Source organism: Bartonella sp. MR100HLJHH, assembly GCF_042194215.1.
GTDB lineage: Bacteria > Pseudomonadota > Alphaproteobacteria > Rhizobiales > Rhizobiaceae > Bartonella > Bartonella grahamii.
On the sequence record NZ_JBHIMR010000011.1, the window covers coordinates 1 to 18,485 of the forward strand.

Here is an 18,485-nt window from a genome sequence, read left to right on the forward strand (position 1 = left end):
AGGAATGCGAGTTTCCATGTTTTATCTCCTTGAATATGCTGGAGATACAATGTCTTTTTGCCAATTATGTTCCAAAATGGATAAATAGCCGCTAAAAAGGGATAAGAAAGATCTAAAGTTAAGATCGAGATCATCATGGTGGGGCATTTTCTTTTGAAACTTTTGTTTAAAGCGTGTTCATAGAGAGTTTTTGTTGATCATAAAAAAGGGTGTGAAAACGAAAAGGCACGCCTATTGGGCTTTATGAGGTCATTGAACAAAATAATATGAACGCTTTTTTTGTTTATATTCTTTCATAAATTTGAATTTTTGTCTCATGACAACGTCTTGATCGATAAACATGTGATAAGCGTTACGAATGGGAATATATTTATGTTTCATAAATAAAAGCACACTTTGTATAGAGAGCTCTTTCTTTGTGTTTTCAGTATTGTATTCTTTTGACAAATGCTTTTCTTTTTGATTGTATCAAAAAGTTTAAAGACAGACCGTGTTAGGATATAAAATGTTTTGTTCAGCTTTTTTTAAAAATAGTGAAAAATATGGACCGCTTTGCGTTGGTTTTGATCCGAGTCATAAAGTTTTGCAATCATGGAATTTAAGCTGTGATTATAAAGGTCTAAAAGATTTTTGTGATATCCTCTTAACAGCGGTTGTGGATAAAGTGGGGATGATAAAGCCTCAAGCCGCATTTTTTGAGTTATATGGGGTGGAAGGGCTTCAAATTCTCAAAGAACTTATTGAAAATGCACACGAACAAGGTTTGTTGGTTCTCGTTGATACGAAAAGAGGGGATATTGGCTCTACTGCTGAGGCTTACGGTAAAGCTTGGCTTGGTTCAAGCAGTGCGTTTAAAGCAGATGCCATAACAGTCAATCCTTTTTTAGGATTTGATGCTCTCATTCCTTTAATAAAGATTGCAGAAGAAACAAAAACGGCTGTTTTTATGGTTGTTCAATCTTCGAATCCAGAGGGAAGGCACATTCGCAATGCGCGCATTGGTGATCAAACGGTTTCTGTTCATTTGGCGCAGCGTATTTTTGAATATAATAGCCAATCTTCAAGTCAATATCATCATGTTGGTCCTATTGGGGCAGTGATTGGAGCAACATTGGGCAATGAAGCAAAAGATACAATCGAACAGTTAGAAAATAACTTATTTCTCGTTCCTGGCATTGGGGCTCAAGGGGGAACAATAACACAATTAACTCAGCAGTTTCCTCAAAGGTTATGGCAGAATCTTATTCCTTCCATTTCAAGATCGATTACAGAGGTTGGTCGAAATAGTGTTGATTTAAAAAATGTTATTCATGATTTTGCCGAGCAATCTAAAAACACGCTTCTATCTTAAAGTTTTTTGCTAAGTCATCAAAGAAAAAAAGCTCTTATAAAAGAAGGTGGTTTATCAAATTTTAAGTCAGATACGAATTTCAAGAAGTGTTTTTCTTTATCTAAAGTTAAGAGTTGTTTTTGATCTTTTCAAAAAGTGTTCATATATTTCTTATTTTCTGTTGGGATTGGGAGGACCAAATACGGAAAGCAAAGGTTTGAAAAAAATGCAGAAATCTTGGGAATATATGAAAAATTGCTTCAAGAAAGACGAGATAAAGGAAGAAAATGTAAGAAATACCTGAACAGTGCTAAAAGATGAGGCATAAGAGGGCTTGGAGAGTGTATTCGTTTTGGGCACGTTTTAGTTTAAGGGCTATGACTCATCTTACAGGATAAACTCTTTTAGAATATTGCTTTATAAGGATATTACTTTTGTAAAATAAAGGACTCTAACATGTTATTAAAAGTTTTTAGATTGATAAAGTCATTGCAGCGTTGGTTTCTATAAGATAGACACACGTTATCTGTGAATACATATTGTTGTTAGAGAAAAACATGTCATTGAAACAAGAAAAAACCAAAGCCCGTTTACCCCGTGGTTTTGTGGATCGTACAAGTGCACAGTTGTATGCAACTGAAACAATGATTGCGCAAATTCGTGAAGTTTATGAACTTTACGGTTTTGAAGCACTGGAAACACCAATTTTTGAATATACAGATGTGCTGGGTAAGTTTTTGCCTGATGAAGATCGTCCAAATGCGGGCGTTTTTTCGCTACAAGATGATGATGAGCAATGGATGTCTTTGCGCTATGATCTTACTGCGCCTCTTGCCCGTTATTTTGCAGAGAATTTTGAAGTTTTGCCAAAGCCTTATCGCAGTTATCGTCTTGGTTTTGTGTTTCGCAATGAAAAACCTGGACCAGGGCGCTTTCGGCAATTTATGCAGTTTGATGCGGATATTGTTGGAACACCAACGGTAGCAGCGGATGCCGAAATTTGTATGATGGCAGCAGACAGTTTGGAAAAGTTAGGGTTTCAGCAGCATGATTATGCCATTCGCTTGAATAACCGAAAAATTCTGGAAAGTGTTTTAGAATTGATTGGTTTAGGGGAAAGGGAGCAGATTGAAAGGCGCTTAACTGTGCTTCGAGCAATGGATAAACTGGATAAATTTGGTCCTGAAGGCGTGCGTTTTCTTCTAGGCAAGGGGCGTTTGGATGAAAGTGGTGATTTTACAAAAGGGGCCGAGCTTAAGGATAAAGAGATTGAGTGTATTCTTTCCTTACTGACTGTAAACGCAAAAACAGCAGAAGAAATCCTTGATGCTCTCAGACAAGTCGTTGGTCAGAGTGCTCAGGGGCTTGAAGGGGTTCGCGAGCTTGAGGAAATGCAAGCAATCTTTGTCGCTAATGGTTATCACAATCGCATTAAAATTGATCCTTCGGTGGTTCGTGGATTGGAATATTATACTGGACCTGTTTTTGAGGCGGCATTGCTTTTTGATGTTCTCAATGATGATGGGCAAAAAGTTGTTTTTGGCTCCGTTGGTGGTGGTGGGCGCTATGATGGATTGGTGGCACGCTTTCGTGGTGAAAATATTCCAGCAACAGGTTTTTCAATCGGGGTTTCACGCTTGATTGCTGCTTTGCAAAATCTTGGAAAGTTGCCTATGAAGGAGACAACAGGGCCGGTTGTGGTGTTGATGATGGATAAAGAACCAGAAGCTGTTGCACGCTATCAAAAAATGGTGATGCAGTTGCGTGGTGCGGGAATTCGTGCTGAGCTCTATTTGGGGGCATCGGGGATAAAAGCGCAGATGAAATATGCAGATCGACGTCAAGCGCCTTGTGTGGTGATCCAAGGCTCACAAGAACGTGAGAGCGGAAAAATACAGATTAAAGATTTGATTGAAGGGGCGCGTTTGTCCCACGAAATTAAGGACAATCAAACATGGCGTGAAAGCCGTCCTGCGCAAGTGATGATTGATGAAGAGCAATTGGTTCAAACAGTACAAGATATTTTGGCAGCCCAAAAACGGTAATGATAAAAGTTTTGTGAAAGCGATTGTTGGGAAAAGCTCGAACATTTCCTCTTCAATTTTCAGAATTTGTATTTTACTTGTTTAGATATTCTTAAAATCGCGTTATTTTTTAAAGTTCCTGCGGCATAAAAGCAATTTTTTAAAGATAAAAATGCTTTGTCTTCATTATGAAATGAATGCTTTTGAGCGCGCGAGGTAAGTACCTTGCGTGAAGCAAGATACTGGACACTGAAGCATTTGAGGTTCTTGACGCAATCCTGTTTAGAAAAATTGATGATCAATAACAGAAACCCAATAGTTTATAGAAATATTGATCATTCATATGGATTTAATTTTTGAATTCTCATTTGCTGATATCATATTTCTACTGTTTTATTGTCGGCAGTCTACAATCTCACATCCATGAGAGATGAAAGAAATCTCAAGAGTTTTATTTTAGAAGATTTTTTTAGTTTCAAAAGCAACGAATAACTTAAATCAGACAATTTTTAAAGGGAAAATATGGGAGGAATTATAAGAGATTATAATGACAACCATTTGAAATTATTCATTTATTATAACAAATCAATTTTTTACGGAGAAATGAAAATGGCCCAATATGATTTTACAGTATTATATGAAAGAAATCCCTTTATTTTGAAAAAACCTGAAGATATTGGAAAATCATTTAAACTTCCTCCTTCAAATTTCGGATTTGAAGATCTTCCGCAAATTACGTTTTCAGGAGCGTCCGATAGTCGGCGTATGATTTTTGGGCTATCATTTAGTGGTATGAAAGCATTTTTTGTGATGTTGTGGCAAGTAGGGAAAATGTCAGATGAAGATGATGTGGATTTATGGTTTGATCAGGTAAGATTAGATGAGGATACTCTCAATGAATTTTTGATTTGTGATCTTTCAATTCAAGAACCAGAATATCTTAATTTTGAAAGTTTTAAAGAAGGTATCAAAGAATTAGAAAAGAATAAAATTGTAGCGAAGGGGACAAAAAAATATTGTTATTTCATTAATCCAGATATTTTTGGGCTTCCTGAATGTGATGAAGATTTTGAGTTCGATGAAGAGGAAGAGATAGAAGAGGAAGAAATGAAAACACACTTTATGGTAGAATATCCAAATAAACGCCTTCTTTAACTGTTTCTCTCTTAGAGAAAAATAAAAGCTTAGAATAAATGGCTATGAGAACAGCAATGAGTCTGTTTATGGTATGTGAATTGGAATGTTTACGGGATCTGTTTTTATTTAATATTCTTCATGAACAGTTATTTATGCAGAGCCGTTTTTATGGCATATTTTCTTTCTTGATATTTTTATGAACCTTGCAGTAATGGTGTTCATAGCTCTTGTATTTTAGAGCGTTTATGAGACGTACTTTTACTCTTTTTAATCGTTTATTCATATGCCAATCTCACTTGCTAATGAGCAAGAAAATAGTTTTAAGGGATTCAATATAAGAAGGGATAAAATAAAACAATCTTATGATATTCAGTGCCTCTCATTCGACATGAAAAATTATAAATCAAATTATTGTTTGACACAAAGTTTTTCTCAATAGGAGAAATTTAGCATTGATCGTGCATATTTCATCGATACGTTAGTCCTTGATGTTTCTGAGAGAGTTTTGTATGAATTTGCGCATTTCGCAATTGCATCCCCATTTTTTGATAGCGTGCAACAGTTTTTAGCTTTTTATTCTTTGAGCACTATAATTGGTTTAGATTTTTTACTGGAAATTTTTCAAGTTTTTTCAAAGCAGTTAAAACGTGAAATACCTATTAAAAAATTATTGCTGGAATATTTTCTCACCAAAAACGCACAACCAACTTATAGTGTCTGCTTTGACAAATAGATGTTTCAAAAAATATAAACGACACAAATTTTCTTTATTAGGGAAATTTGTGTCGTTAAATTTTGTTTAAATAGACGATTTGGGGGCGGAATTAGTTTTTCAAAGCTTTTAAAACATTTTGTGGTGAAGAAACTTCATAAGGATCTGTTGCACAATTATCTGAAAAACCTGCTTCTTCAAACCATTTCTCAACCACACCATCATTAATAACGGCAGCATAGCGCCATGATCGCATGCCAAAACCAACATTGTCTTTTGCAACCAGCATACCCATTTTGCGTGTGAATTCACCAGAGCCATCAGGAATTAATTTCACGTTTTTGATATTTTGTGTTTTTCCCCAAGCATTCATGACAAAAGCATCATTGACGGAAAGACAATAAATTTCATCAATACCCGCTTGTTTAAATTCATCATAGAGTTTTTCAAAGTCAGGCAGCTGAAAAGTTGAGCAAGTAGGGGTAAAAGCTCCAGGAAGAGAAAAAAGAATAACACGCTTTCCTTTAAAGTAAGCATCGCTGTTAACTTCTTGCCACCGATAAGAATTATTTTCACCCACTTCATCTCGGACACGTGTATGGAATGTTACATTGGGAACAGTTTTTTTCATCATAAGGATGCTCCTATATTTTTTACAAAAATTTCGTTTTAAAACAGCTTTTGTCTTTAAAAGCATATCGGAAAGAACGGTTTAAATAAAAGGGATTCTTCAAGAATTTTTACTTCTAACGAGTGTGCAAATATTTCACACTTCCGTCAAGTAGAATTAATGGTCGACTTTGGATACTCTTCACCTTAAAATTAAAGGAAAGAATATGAAGGTATTTACATGACCATCAAGACAGTTTTGACCACGGCTTTCGAGGGGCAAAAACCGGGAACGTCTGGTTTGCGCAAAAAAGTATCTGTTTTTCAACAACCTCATTATGTAGAAAACTTTATACAGTCTCTTTTTGATAACATTGGGCCTCTTGAAGGAAAAATGTTGATTCTTGGGGGGGATGGGCGCACTTTTAATCGTACTCTCCTTCAGATTGTGTTGAAGATGGCAGCGGCGCATAGTGTTTCTTGTGTTAAAATGGGAAGGGGCGGTATTCTTTCTACACCTGCTGTTTCGCATCTTATTCGTAAAACCCATGCTCATGGTGGACTTATTCTTTCTGCAAGCCATAATCCTGGTGGTCCAGAGGGAGATTGTGGTATCAAATACAATGTTTCTAATGGTGGACCCGCTCCTAATTCTTTATGTGATGCTATTTTTGCAACATCGCAACGTCTTTCCTTTTATAAAATTCTTGAAGCACCAGATATTGATTTAGATAGGCAAGGTACGATCTTTATGGGAGCCATGCGGATTGATATTATTAATCCTGTCGCTGATTATGTTGCTTTGATGCAGGAGCTTTTTGATTTTGACTGTATTGCCAAGGCCGTTACTCGAGGTCTTACTTTACGGTTTGATGCCATGCATGCGGTAACAGGGCCTTATGCTCATGAAATTTTTGAAAAATGCTTAGGATTTTCTGAAGGGACGGTGGTTAATGGTATTCCTTTGCCAGATTTTGGAGGCGGTCATCCGGATCCCAATTTGGTTTATGCCAAGGCTCTTTATGATTTATTGATGTCAGAGCAAGGACCAGATCTTGGTGCAGCCTCTGATGGTGATGGAGATCGTAACCTCATTATTGGTCGTCAACAATTTGTCTCACCTTCAGATTCTTTGGCTATTATGGCTGAACATGCACACCTCATTAAAGGATATCGAAAAGGTGTTGTGGGGATAGCGCGTTCTATGCCGACGGGGCGTGCTGCTGATCTGGTTGCGGAAAAACACGGATTAAACTTTTTTGAAACGCCAACGGGATGGAAGTTTTTTGGAAACCTTTTGGATGCGGGGAAAGTAACCTTTTGTGGTGAAGAAAGCTTTGGAACTGGCTCTCATCACATCCGCGAAAAAGATGGTTTATGGGCTGTCTTATTTTGGTTAAATCTTTTAGCGGTAACAGAAAAAACTGTTGCACAAATTGTTCAACAGCATTGGTACACCTATGGGCGTTTTTACACGTTACGGCATGATTATGAAGAAGTCGAAGCAGATAAAGCTTTGGAACTTATAGAACATTTGCGTACGCACTTACCACATGCAGGAACTGAAATTGCAGGATTTTTCGTCAAAAAAGCAGATGATTTTACATATCATGATCCTGTTGATCAGAGTGTTAGCACGCGGCAAGGTATACGTATTTTTTTCGAAAATGGAGCACGGTTGGTGGTCCGGTTGTCGGGAACAGGGACGCTAGGTGCTACTTTACGACTTTATTTTGAACAGTATGAAAGTGATCCGCACAAACACAATTTTAATCCGCAAGAAGTTCTCCAACCTTTGCAACAGGTGGCGCTAAAACTGTTAAATATACAACAAGCATTGGGGCGAGATCGCCCTGATATTATCACCTAAGTTCATTGGAATATTTTTTTGTAAAGGTATGATGATTGATCACATGAGGTATGATTTTAGGGGTGTGATTTTATTTGCCATAAGGCAGATCCTCCATTTTCAAGCGCGCTTTGTTTTTTCCTCCTTTACATATCAATCGGATTTCTAAAACTGCGGGCTTCTTAAAACCGAATCCTGTAGGTAATTATAATCCGGCATAATCGGGGAGTTTATGTCCGATGGTTTTTGATGGTTTGATAGCAATGTTTGTTTAATAGGGGAGATGTTCCTTATGCAAAAAAAATATTATCATTGTTGCACATTTCATATGCTTGTTTTAAAGAAGCGTCTCTCTCAAAACACTAAAAACGCATCTTATGCGTGTTGCTTTTGAAAGGGATGAGCGACCATCTATCGAGCAGCACAATTTTACGCTTATGAGAGAGTAAGACCGTACCATCATTCACTTTGCTCGCTTTCAATGTTGGTTCTTATATTTGAAAATATTTAGTATTTTGAATAATCGTTTTACACGCCTCTTCCTACTTGTAGCATGCAAGCAAAAGGCTTTGGTTGATTCAATGTAAAAGGGGGTGAGAGAATCTCAGCTTATTTATCGGCTCTCATTCAATATACAAAACCATTAACTATGATTATAAATCAGTCTGTTCTCTAACATTGTGACTGTTATCTTTACTTAAATAAAAGGTCAAGTTGAGGGCATCATTTTCTTGTTTTTCAGTTTTTAGCTTTTTGAGAGCGTTTTATTTAGAGAGGTTCCTTTTCTAATTGTTTTTTATCCATTCGTTAATTGCATTGCTGATGTATAAGAAAATGATTTTGATTAATTTATTAGAGAGAATGAAGTGAGTAAATTTTATGATATGCGGGGGGCTCATTTAAGTTATATAATGATCAATCATTTTTATAAACTCATATGGTATGTGACGATAGCATTCATGAACACAGTTGGCAGATGAGGGTTGAAACAAAGGAAAATGTTTTTCTAAAATAATGGACAATAAGCACTTCTTGCTTTATGACCAGTCATAGTGAATGATTTTTCTTTTAAAAGGGGAATTTATGACCCAATATCCTAAATGTCCTCGTTGTGATTGTCTTTATACTTATGAAGATGGTGAAAATTTTGTGTGTCCTGAATGCGCACATGAATGGCCACAAAAAAACGATGATACTGTTCTTTCCGATACTGTTTATGATGCCAATGGTCAGATTTTAACAAACGGAGATACCGTTATGGTGATAAAAGATCTGAAAGTAAAAGGCGCTTCATCTGTTTTAAAAGGTGGTACTAAGGTAAAGAATATTCGCTTGGTGGATGGGGATCATAACATTGATTGCAAAATTCCAGGGATTGGTCAGATGAGTTTAAAGTCGGAGTTTGTGAAAAAAGTTTAGGCATTTATCCCCTTGCAATTGTTTTTGCATTTCGTTGGTTTTTTATTTTTACATTCTTCTCGAATGGGATTCTTTTCTTGTTTCACAGATTACACCAATCAGATAGAGGCAATATATTTTCCTTTATTGCAAAGCCATGTATCGCAGAGGAATAGTGGCTCTGTCTTTTCTTTTAATATGCGGTTATGGATGAAGTTGGATGTTGACTTACATGCAACAGTAAAAGTATGTGCTTTATGAGAAGAACAACGTGGTAAAGCAGACAAACTTATTCCTGCTGAATTGAAGAAATATTCTCATTTTTTTATCAGATAATTTCTCAAACAACCATAATAGATCTAGCTTCAATGTATTTATTTTTACAGGTAGTTACACCGTTTGCGTCATATTTATGGAAATGAGATTGAAAATGATAGAGGGGGAATTCTTGATTTTAAGAATGGAAAAAGGATGGTATGATCTTGATAAGGTTGTATGGTCATGCATTTTCCAGCTCTTAGTGTTGCAACAGTCCCTTATAAAAAGTGTGCATAAGAGCTATTAAAAATAGTTTTTGTTATTATCCAGTTTGTGCTGTGTAAGCGGACGATTTTGATTGATGCAATAAAAACAGAATTGAAATAAGAAGAATGTCAGAATTCTCATTCAAGTTGCAAAATGTGATCTTTGTCGATTGGTTGCTACAAGAAGTATTTTGCGTGATTTTATTGTTGGGAGAACTGAGAAAGATGGAGCAAATGGGCACTCTATCTTACAATGTTTTCTTTTTTGGGTTTTCTTTTTTGTAACGGGTCGTGGTTTCTTGGTTAAAATTACATGACAAGATTATGAAACAAAATAAATTTAAAGTGCACATCCATGCATTGTACTTCTGTGTACGGATTGGTTTGTTGAAACAACCTATGCTTCTTAAAAGGGGCTTTGAAATCTTTTTAAGGCATATGTGGAGGTGAAATATGAGTGAAGGTATCATTATTAGACAGATTTTTTTAACAGTACTGTATTTTTATGGCTGCATAGCTTACTTTTAAAATTTCAGGAATAAAATGACGCAAGATTTTTGCACTCCATGTTTGAGCGCTGTTGAAGAGGGGCAATCGCTGTGGTTATTTTACCTATTGAGGCCAATATTTATTGTGGCATGGCTTCAACGCCTAAAACTTCAGGGATAAAATGGCGTAAAAGATTTTCAATACCATGTTTGAGGGTTGCCGTTGAAGAGGGACATCCAGCGCAGGAGCCCCGCATATTGAGATAAACAATACCATTTTCAAATCCGCGAAAAGTAATGTCTCCACCATCATTGGCAACTGCTGGGCGGATACGCGTTTCAAGCAGCTCTTTAATGGTTAAGACAATATCAGCATCTTTTTCGTCATAAAATTCTTCGTTAAGGGCATGGGTTTGTGCTTGTGTTGTAGCGTTGGTGGCGATCACTGGCTCATTGGATAGAAAATGTTCCATGATTGTGCCTAAAATGACGGGCTTGAGATGTTGCCATTCTCCTTCTTTTTTGCTTACGGTGATAAAATCATAGCCTAAAAAAACACCATTGATATTGGGAATATTAAACAGCTTAGCTGCCAAAGGTGAGTTTTTAGCTGCTTCTTCAGGGTCACGAAATTCTAATACGCCCTCAGAAAGAACCACGCGTCCTGGCAGGAATTTAAGCGTTGCAGGGTTTGGGGTGGTTTCAGTTTGAATAAACATAAACTCTCCTTTTATAATGAAGGATTGGGAAGATCTTACATTGTAGAATATTATATTTTTTAGGCAATAGATCTAATATCTTCATCGGCAAGATTGCTAGGAATAACAATGACAGGGATTGAAAAAGCTGTCCCTTTATTTCCGATTAATTGAACAAGGGGTCCTGGTCCTTCTGTATGTCCACTGGCTGCTAAAACAATTAGTGCAATCCTTTTATCTTCGTCGATCAGTTTGGAAATCTCATCAATTTTTTTTCCTTCACGCACCACTATTTCTGTTTCAAGCGCATGGGTGGTGCGGACTTCACTGGCAATGTCTCCTAATATTTTATGAGCACTTTGCGTTGATTCTGTGCGCATAACGTTGTTTACACCCAGAAAATGTTGAAATTCTGCACTATCAACGACACAAAGTAATACCAATGTTCTATTGGTATTTTGGGCATGCTGTGCGGCAAACGCAACGGCACGCCGACACTCTGGTGTTTCATCGATAATGACTAAGTTCTTTTTCTTGGGTTCTTTTTTCGGATTTTTGGGTTTGGAAATCATGCACTTTCTCTATATTTGTACAAACGATTTTTTTGCTCTCTACAGTTTTTAGTTTTATTACCTTTATGTATCGTGCAAAAATCCAATAATTTCACGAATTTTCTTCATATTTTCTTCTGCGAGCATACTAGCACGTTTAGCGCCATCATGCAAAACAGAGTCGATATAATCACTTTCTTGATGAAGTCGACGTAATTCTTCTGTTATAGGGGCAAGCTTATAGACAGCAAGGTCGGCTAGAGCGGTTTTAAAATGCGAAAATTGTTGACCAGAAAATTCTAAAAGAATCTTTTCTTTGCTAACTTTGGCAAAGGCGGCATAAATACCAAGCAGGTTATCCACTTCTGGTCGTTCTTTTAAAGCGGTAAGGGTATCGGGAAGAGGAGCCGAATCCGTTTTGGCTTTGCGTATTTTTTTTGCGATAAGATCAGCATCATCGGTCAAATTAATGCGTGAAAAATCTGAAGGATCTGATTTTGACATTTTTTTCGTCCCATCGCGCAAAGACATAACGCGTGTGGCTGTTGTTCCAATAAGCGCCTCTGGGAGGGGAAAGAAGCCTTGTTTTTTTTCTTCATCCGTTTGCATAGAGATACCAAAATTTAATTCGGCAATACGCTGTGCATAGTCGTTGTTAAACTTTTGTGCAATATCGCGTGTGAGTTCAACATGCTGTTTTTGATCTTCGCCTACTGGAACATGCGTTGCACGATAGACTAAAATATCAGCAGCCATCAAAGTGGGATAGGCAAAAAGCCCTAGAGATGCTTTTTCGCGATCTTTTCCTGCTTTATCTTTAAATTGTGTCATGCGTTGAAGCCAGCCGATACGGGCAACACAATTAAAAATCCAGGCAAGTTCAGCATGTTGAAAAACACGTGATTGGTTAAAAATAATGTGTTGTTGAGGATCAATACCGCAGGCTAAAAAGGCTGCTGTCACTGTTCTGGTGGATTCGCGTAAAGTAAGGGGATCTGGGTTGACCGTGAGCGCATGCATATCCACAACACAGTAGAGGCAGTGATGAGAGTTTTGCAATTCAACCCAACGCTGAATGGCTCCAAGATAATTGCCAAGATGTAAATGACCACTCGGTTGTACGCCGGAAAAGACAAGTGGTGTGAAGGTATCCATAGGAGTGCTCTTTCTTCAATTAAGGTTATTTGTTTTATTGTTTTTGACAAAGTATAGATATTATGAGCGTTTTTTCAAATTTTTAAGCATGTGAAAAAAGGAATGGGTGTTGAATAAAAAATAGGCACTAAAATAGATCAAGAATATGCCAAGCATGATCCCAGCTAAGGTGCTGGCGCGCAAGAAAAAGGATGCTTGTGAGGATAAAGGAAAAGACAAAAAACCAAACACATTCAATCCGTAATAGAGGGCTAGTGCACTCAAAAGGGTTGCTATCATGAGACATAATATTTGCTTTATCAGTTGGAAGTCGTATTTCCAATAACCGCGTTTGATAAGGACACCCCAAAGCAACAGGGCGTTGACCCATCCAGAGGTAATTTCAGCAATAACAATGCCTCGTGCAGATAGAATAGGAAATAATGTTAAGGCGAGACTGATATTGATGAAAACGCAAATACCTGTAAAAATCATCGGTGTTTTGGTATCTTCATGGGCAAAAAAATTAGGAATAAAGACCTTAATGAGAACAAAAGCTGGAAGTCCTAATCCATAAAGTTCCAGTAATTGTGCAACATGGTGTGTTGATTGACTGGTAAATTGTCCTCGCTCAAAGAGCAAACTGACAATGGGAGTGGAGAGCAGTAAAAAAGCGATGGATGCTGGAAGTGTTAACAATAGCGTTAATTCAATAGAGCGGTTTTGTAAATGGTGGGTTTCTTTGTGCTTTTTGCTTCGCAAAGCGCGTGTTAATTCTGGTAAAAGAACGGTTGCAACGGCAATGGCGATTACACCTAGAGGCAATTGGTAAAGACGATCAGCGTACATCAAAGAAGAGACAGCACCCGATTGACTAGAAGCAATGTTGGTATTAATGAGCAAATTGATTTGTGTGATGCCACCCGTGATGGCTGCTGGGAATGCTAAAGTTAATAGTTTGCGAACATTAGGACTTAAATGGGGTTGGCGGAAGGAAATTTTCATTCCACTTTGACGCAAAGCAAGGGCAATTAAGGTGAGTTGAAGAAGTCCTGCTGCCAATACACCCCAAGAGAGATTTAAGCCGATATGCCAAGCGTCAAGTTTATAGATCCAAGCATAGGCAAGCACACCAATCAGAATAATGTTTAAAAAGAGTGGGGCAATGGCGGCAATAAAATAGCGTCGCAGAGCATTAAGCATGCCCCCCATCATGGCAGCAAGCGACATGCAGGTTAAATAGGGAAACATGATCGCAGTAAAGTGAATTGTAGCGTTAAATTTTGTTGCATCTTCGGTAAAACCTGGGGCAATAATGGTTCGTACCAAAAAAGGCATACTCAGTTCCATCGCAATCGTTAACAGTAAGAGCATCGAAAAGAGAACGCCAAAGACTTCTTCTGCAAATTTGCATGCTGTTTCTTGACCATCTTCAGTAATTTTTTTTGCAAAAAGAGGAATGAAAGCAGCGTTAAAGGCACCTTCAGCAAAAAAACGACGAAATGTGTTGGGAAAACGAAAAGCAGCGTTAAAGGCATCAGAAACAGGACCAGTCCCTAGGGCTGCTGCCATAAGCATTTCGCGTACGAAGCCAAAAATACGGCTCATGAGGGTTCCGGAAGCAACTGTTGCAATTTTTTTAATCAATGTCATAAAGATATATCGGGTTCGTTGTAAAAGAGAAGCGATGATAGGAGAAATAAACCGTTTTAAATCGTAAAAATCTGATCTGTATCCCAATCAAGGATACTTTTTGTAAGCGTTTTACGACGGTGTTTATCTTTCTGTCAACAATGGTGCTTGAAGACTTTTTTATGCTCCTTGTTTACTGTTGCATTACAATTTTTATTGTTGCCATAAAATAATTAAAATTTCTTTTTCAAACTGAAATATGGGAGCGACATCATGACAGTTTGAAGGGACATATAGGGATATATAATGTTAATTTCTCTTTATGGTGTGATGTCGTGAATAGTGCACCCCAATACCGTTCTGTTTTTATGTAAGGGGCATGACCCTATTAAAGAACGCAAATAAAATAAAAGCGTGAAGCAATGTACAATCTCCATTATCTATCCATTATTTAAAAGACAGTGCTTTAGATGTTTTTAAAAGTTGTAAGGCTAAGCTAAAAGGTGATGGCAAAGCTCGTGATTGGTTTTTACCTTTACGGCTTTATATTCTCTCAAAATTAGGCTGCCTTCCCATTTTAGAGATTACATAAACAAAAGGATAGGAAGACGTGATCTTTCAACAGCATTTTGTCTGTTTTTAGCACTATAGGTAATGAAAGTGATTAATTATCATTTTCAAAAATGATTGATCCTTTCATTTTACTTGTTCAGGTTTCTTTTCATAGTTAATGAGGATAAAATCTGAGGAAATAAGATAAATTTGTTCTCTCATGGTTTCCATTCCCGTTGAGGTGCGATTGATTTGCCAATGAAAGCAGGCGGGTAAAGGCTATCATTTTTACCAGAGAGGGCAAAAAGTTAAAGTTTATGAATCCTTTAGATATTCATTGTCATGGCTTTTGCGTGCTCTGTTTTGTGAGGTTGAATATTTTCTTGTCGTTTAGAACTCTGATTGACGTTTTCTGTCATTTTTTGCACTTTAATTGCTTCTTTATCAAGAGTGTTGGAACATTTTTTTTCATTGTTTGTCTTTATAGATTGATGCTGGATAGATTGATACTGGTTTGGTGCTAAGCACTCATCGAATTTATGGTTATAAAAATACATGGGGTGTATATGCTGTTCTATCTCTTTTATCTGCTTGACTATTTCCATAATTTCTTTTGCTTTAACGGTTGATGTGCCAAGACACTTCGCAAGTTTTTCAGGATTATTTTCCTTTATAGCTTCATGCTCGCTTGAGGATAAGCGCTCATTGATTTTTTTGATATAAGTCCTTATCTCCCCCCTTAATTCAGGAGAGTTTGATAAAGTTTCTTGCTGTTGTGCTTTTGACAAGGAAAAGAGATTTTTCATCCAAGCCTCAGGAATTTTTACCGACTGTTCACACCGCCTTTGTTTTACATGATGGGTATGGAGAATGTCTCTTTCTGTTTGTTTAAAAATATTGATATAACGATCAATGGCTCTACAGAGGGGCAAAATATTTGCTTCAGCATGGGCGCGCGCGTTGTTTTTTATGCCAAATACATTGCTACCAGAAAGCTTAGAAATAGATTGGGGAGAGGTGGCAATTTGATAGGTGAGCTGTTCTCCTTCAGTATGATTTTCATGGATCATTTCTATTCTTTTCTGCAAAATATGACGATTGCCATAAATGATTTGGCACAAAGTTTCGATTTCTTTTCTTCTTACTTGAATGGATGCGTTGTTTTTTATCCTTGTGGCAATTTCATTGTTGGTAAGGGGGGCTATTGTTTCTGCGGGGATAAGCACTTCTTGCTGGTTTTGAACTTTTGGTGCTGTAAAGGAGAGGGCGTCACCGATTTTTAATGTCTGTATTTGCTCTGGAGTGAGATCTTTTTTATTTCCTAAGATGAAAATCCCGTTGGCATCAAGCATGAAGCCATTGGGTCCACTGCCTCTGTAGAAGCCTTTATAGGTATGACCTTCTTTCGCTGTTATAATAAGATGATGATGAATATTTTCAAATCCAATATGTTTCATATTGTCTATGAATTCTTTTAAAATAAGTATTTTTTCTGGATTTGAGATATCCTCAAGAAGATGTTTCATCTCTTCCTTATCGTTATGTTTTAGCGATGCAATGCTGGCAAGATTCATGCGTTTTTCTGTTACAAGAGAAAAGTCGAGTGTGTGGCCAGCAACTTGCCCAAGTTTTTCAAAAAACATTCGTTGTGTGCGTCCATTACCTTCTCTGAAGGGATGCGTATAGTTGAGCTGTATCAACATTTCAGTGACATGTTCAATAAATGTTTCGCGGGTTAAGCCTTTTAAACTATTCGTTTCAGAAAGTATTTTATCTAAATTTTCTAGTCCCTCTTGTATCTGTTTTGCTGAGGCAAAAGAAATACCAGCTTTTTTCATCATTGGCATATAAGCAACGGTACCATCTTCAAATGTAAATGGTTTTTCGCGTGTTTGTCCGGCCCATTCAAAAGTATTTTTAAATAGGGTGTGATGAATATATTGGAGATATGTGGAAGTTAGTTTTTGCGGTGGCGCTTCTTGGCGTAGATGAATGATTGCTTTTGTTGTATCATGGGCACATTGCACTTTTAATTTTTTATAGTCTTTTATTCCATATTTATTTTTTAAGGTGATACTATTAGGGCAAAAGAAATTACGGTACATTGTCTTATTTTCTTCGGTTTCAGGCGATGAGGATAATTTCTCCTGTAAGGTGAGAGGGACGCTGTCCGTCTTTTTTGTACCAGTGTCCCAGTATGCCATTGCTTTTTTTGGGGGTTGTTTTGTTCTTTCTTGATGATCAGAGCGTTTTTCCTTTGTCGTTTGGACAGATATTGGATCATTTGTCGCTGTATTGCTGGTCTGTAAAATGTTTTTTTGGAAATCTTTTTGTGTTTTCCTCATGGAGGAAGCAGATTGCGCAATTGGTTTGGCCATTTGTTCTTGTTCTTGCAAACTTTGAGGCATAACTTCAATGCTGTCATGTAAAGCATGAGGGGTAATCCATGGTGAAAAAAGGGCGTTTTCTTTTTTCTTTGTTTGAATGGATGCGTTATCTTTGCTCTTTTCAGTTATTTCATCGCTTGTGAGAACGGCTCTTTTTTTTCTGGAAGCAATGTTTTTCGCTGAGTTTTTTCTGGGTTTTGAGTTTTGGGCGCTGTAAAGGAGAGGGCGTCACCGATTTTTAATGTCTGTATTTGCTCTGGGGTGAGATCTTTTTTATTTCCCAAGATGAAAATCCCGTTGGCATCAAGCATGAAGCCATTGGGTCCACTGCCTCTGTAGGTACCATGATAGGTTTCTCCTTCTTTTGCGACGACAGCGAGATAATAATTTTTTTCATCCAATCCAAGCTCTCTCATAGAGTTGGTAAATTCTTGTAAAATGAGCAATTTTTCTGGATTTGAGATATCCTCAAGCAGATGCTTCATAGGTTCTGGATCGCTATGTTCCATGGCAGCGGCGCGGACAAAGTCTTTACGTTTTTTGCTCACAAGAGAAAAGTCTAACTTATGTCCTGCTGCTTGAGCGAGTTTTTCAACAAACAGTCTCTTTGTGCGCCTATTGCCCTCTCTGAAAGGATGCATGTGGTGCAAATCTATCATTATTCCAGCTGCTTGTTCAACGAATTCTTCGCGAGTTAAGCCTTGTAAATTATTCTTTTCAGCAAGTGTTTTATCTAACTTTTCTAGTCCCTCCTGTATTTTTCTGCCAATCGCAAAAGGTTTTGTAAATTCTTTTCTTTTCAAAATGGGCATAGAAGCAACACTACCATCTTCAAATGTAAAAGGTTCTTCGCGTGTTTGTCCGGCCCATTCAAATGCACGGGAAAAGAGGTGTTGATGAAGATATTTTAGATAGGAGGAATTAAGCTGCTCAGGTAGAGGTTCTTGACGCAGTTTTATCATTTCTTTTTTTACATCATCACAACATTGTTCCTTTAATATTTCTTGCTCTTTGATGCGGTATTTATTTTTAAGCACTTTGCTATTGGGATAAAAGAAATTTTGCGATGCTTTATTGATTTGCTTAGAAATGGCTGCACTAATTGCAGGGTGTTGTTCTTGCAATTCTTCTTGTGTGGAAGAGGCATAATGTTTAGTGTTTTCTTTCATGTATATTTCCTTTCAAATGTTAACATTATTTTTTGAAAGCTTTTTTTACATTTTTTGCCTTTAATTATTTTCATTGCGTTTTCTTCAAAGAAGAATGCCCATTTGAATGCTTGAAAAAATTGACCTTATTCGCATGGAACAAAGTTAAAGTTTGTAATTTTTATGAAGTATTATCGTGAAATTTTATCAATGAATTCTGTAAAATAATGGGGTGTCTTATTCAAAGTTTTCTGTATTTTATACACCCTCTTTGATGCAATCTTGGCAAGGTAATTGCACCAAAGTTTTGTA

The 18,485-nt window shown here is 37.2% G+C and carries 10 protein-coding genes and 1 pseudogene; 5 read left to right on the plus strand and 6 right to left on the minus strand.

All coding sequences use genetic code 11. The features are described 5' to 3' along the window. The first annotated feature begins 505 nt into the window (after positions 1-505). The 3 genes from pyrF to ACFIJ7_RS07305 all read left to right on the plus strand — a co-directional run bounded on the left by pyrF (position 506) and on the right by ACFIJ7_RS07305 (position 4,509). Complete coding sequence (gene pyrF / locus ACFIJ7_RS07295; RefSeq protein WP_375644922.1) at positions 506-1,351, plus strand: orotidine-5'-phosphate decarboxylase; 846 nt, start codon at positions 506-508, stop codon at positions 1,349-1,351. Between the two features lie 536 nt (positions 1,352-1,887). Continuing rightward, complete coding sequence (gene hisS / locus ACFIJ7_RS07300; protein WP_375644923.1) at positions 1,888-3,375, plus strand: histidine--tRNA ligase; 1,488 nt, start codon at positions 1,888-1,890, stop codon at positions 3,373-3,375. Between the two features lie 501 nt (positions 3,376-3,876). Beyond that, entirely contained in the window at positions 3,877-4,509 is a 633-nt protein-coding gene (locus ACFIJ7_RS07305) for a replication protein (RefSeq protein WP_375644924.1), read from the plus strand. 806 nt (positions 4,510-5,315) lie between these two features. Here ACFIJ7_RS07305 and ACFIJ7_RS07310 read toward each other — a convergent pair. After that, positions 5,316-5,837, minus strand: coding sequence for a peroxiredoxin (locus ACFIJ7_RS07310; protein ID WP_375644925.1), 522 nt, complete (start codon positions 5,835-5,837; stop codon positions 5,316-5,318). Between the two features lie 216 nt (positions 5,838-6,053). Between ACFIJ7_RS07310 and ACFIJ7_RS07315 the strand changes: the two genes are divergently transcribed. Beyond that, positions 6,054-7,682, plus strand: a complete 1,629-nt coding sequence (locus tag ACFIJ7_RS07315) for an alpha-D-glucose phosphate-specific phosphoglucomutase (RefSeq protein WP_375644926.1) — start codon at positions 6,054-6,056, stop codon at positions 7,680-7,682. A gap of 1,062 nt (positions 7,683-8,744) precedes the next feature. Further along, the gene (locus ACFIJ7_RS07320; RefSeq protein WP_015856728.1) at positions 8,745-9,080 is read left to right on the plus strand and encodes a zinc ribbon domain-containing protein YjdM; all 336 of its coding nucleotides are present in this window, start codon (positions 8,745-8,747) and stop codon (positions 9,078-9,080) included. Positions 9,081-10,211: 1,131 nt separating this feature from the next. Here the strand turns inward: ACFIJ7_RS07320 and ACFIJ7_RS07325 are convergent. The 5 genes and pseudogenes from ACFIJ7_RS07325 to ACFIJ7_RS07345 all read right to left on the minus strand — a co-directional run bounded on the left by ACFIJ7_RS07325 (position 10,212) and on the right by ACFIJ7_RS07345 (position 18,194). After that, positions 10,212-10,790: a NifU family protein gene (locus ACFIJ7_RS07325; protein ID WP_375644927.1), complete on the minus strand. Its 579-nt coding sequence runs from the start codon at positions 10,788-10,790 to the stop codon at positions 10,212-10,214. 59 nt (positions 10,791-10,849) lie between these two features. Next, positions 10,850-11,341: a universal stress protein gene (locus ACFIJ7_RS07330; RefSeq protein ID WP_015856726.1), complete on the minus strand. Its 492-nt coding sequence runs from the start codon at positions 11,339-11,341 to the stop codon at positions 10,850-10,852. Positions 11,342-11,404: 63 nt separating this feature from the next. Continuing rightward, positions 11,405-12,475 (minus strand): tryptophan--tRNA ligase, encoded by a 1,071-nt coding sequence (gene trpS / locus ACFIJ7_RS07335; protein ID WP_375636354.1) that lies wholly within the window; start codon positions 12,473-12,475, stop codon positions 11,405-11,407. Between the two features lie 60 nt (positions 12,476-12,535). Beyond that, positions 12,536-14,107 (minus strand): murein biosynthesis integral membrane protein MurJ, encoded by a 1,572-nt coding sequence (murJ, locus tag ACFIJ7_RS07340; RefSeq protein ID WP_375636419.1) that lies wholly within the window; start codon positions 14,105-14,107, stop codon positions 12,536-12,538. 857 nt (positions 14,108-14,964) lie between these two features. Next, positions 14,965-18,194 (minus strand): annotated as a pseudogene (locus ACFIJ7_RS07345) (BID domain-containing T4SS effector). Positions 18,195-18,485 lie beyond the last annotated feature (291 nt).

Coding starts and splice junctions, on each gene's coding strand:
- pyrF (WP_375644922.1), top strand. CDS start 506: ATGTTTTGTTCAGCTTTTTTTAAAAATAGTGAAAAATATGGACCGCTT.
- hisS (WP_375644923.1), top strand. CDS start 1,888: ATGTCATTGAAACAAGAAAAAACCAAAGCCCGTTTACCCCGTGGTTTT.
- ACFIJ7_RS07305 (WP_375644924.1), top strand. CDS start 3,877: ATGGGAGGAATTATAAGAGATTATAATGACAACCATTTGAAATTATTC.
- ACFIJ7_RS07310 (WP_375644925.1), bottom strand. CDS start 5,837: ATGATGAAAAAAACTGTTCCCAATGTAACATTCCATACACGTGTCCGA.
- ACFIJ7_RS07315 (WP_375644926.1), top strand. CDS start 6,054: ATGACCATCAAGACAGTTTTGACCACGGCTTTCGAGGGGCAAAAACCG.
- ACFIJ7_RS07320 (WP_015856728.1), top strand. CDS start 8,745: ATGACCCAATATCCTAAATGTCCTCGTTGTGATTGTCTTTATACTTAT.
- ACFIJ7_RS07325 (WP_375644927.1), bottom strand. CDS start 10,790: ATGTTTATTCAAACTGAAACCACCCCAAACCCTGCAACGCTTAAATTC.
- ACFIJ7_RS07330 (WP_015856726.1), bottom strand. CDS start 11,341: ATGATTTCCAAACCCAAAAATCCGAAAAAAGAACCCAAGAAAAAGAAC.
- trpS (WP_375636354.1), bottom strand. CDS start 12,475: ATGGATACCTTCACACCACTTGTCTTTTCCGGCGTACAACCGAGTGGT.
- murJ (WP_375636419.1), bottom strand. CDS start 14,107: ATGACATTGATTAAAAAAATTGCAACAGTTGCTTCCGGAACCCTCATG.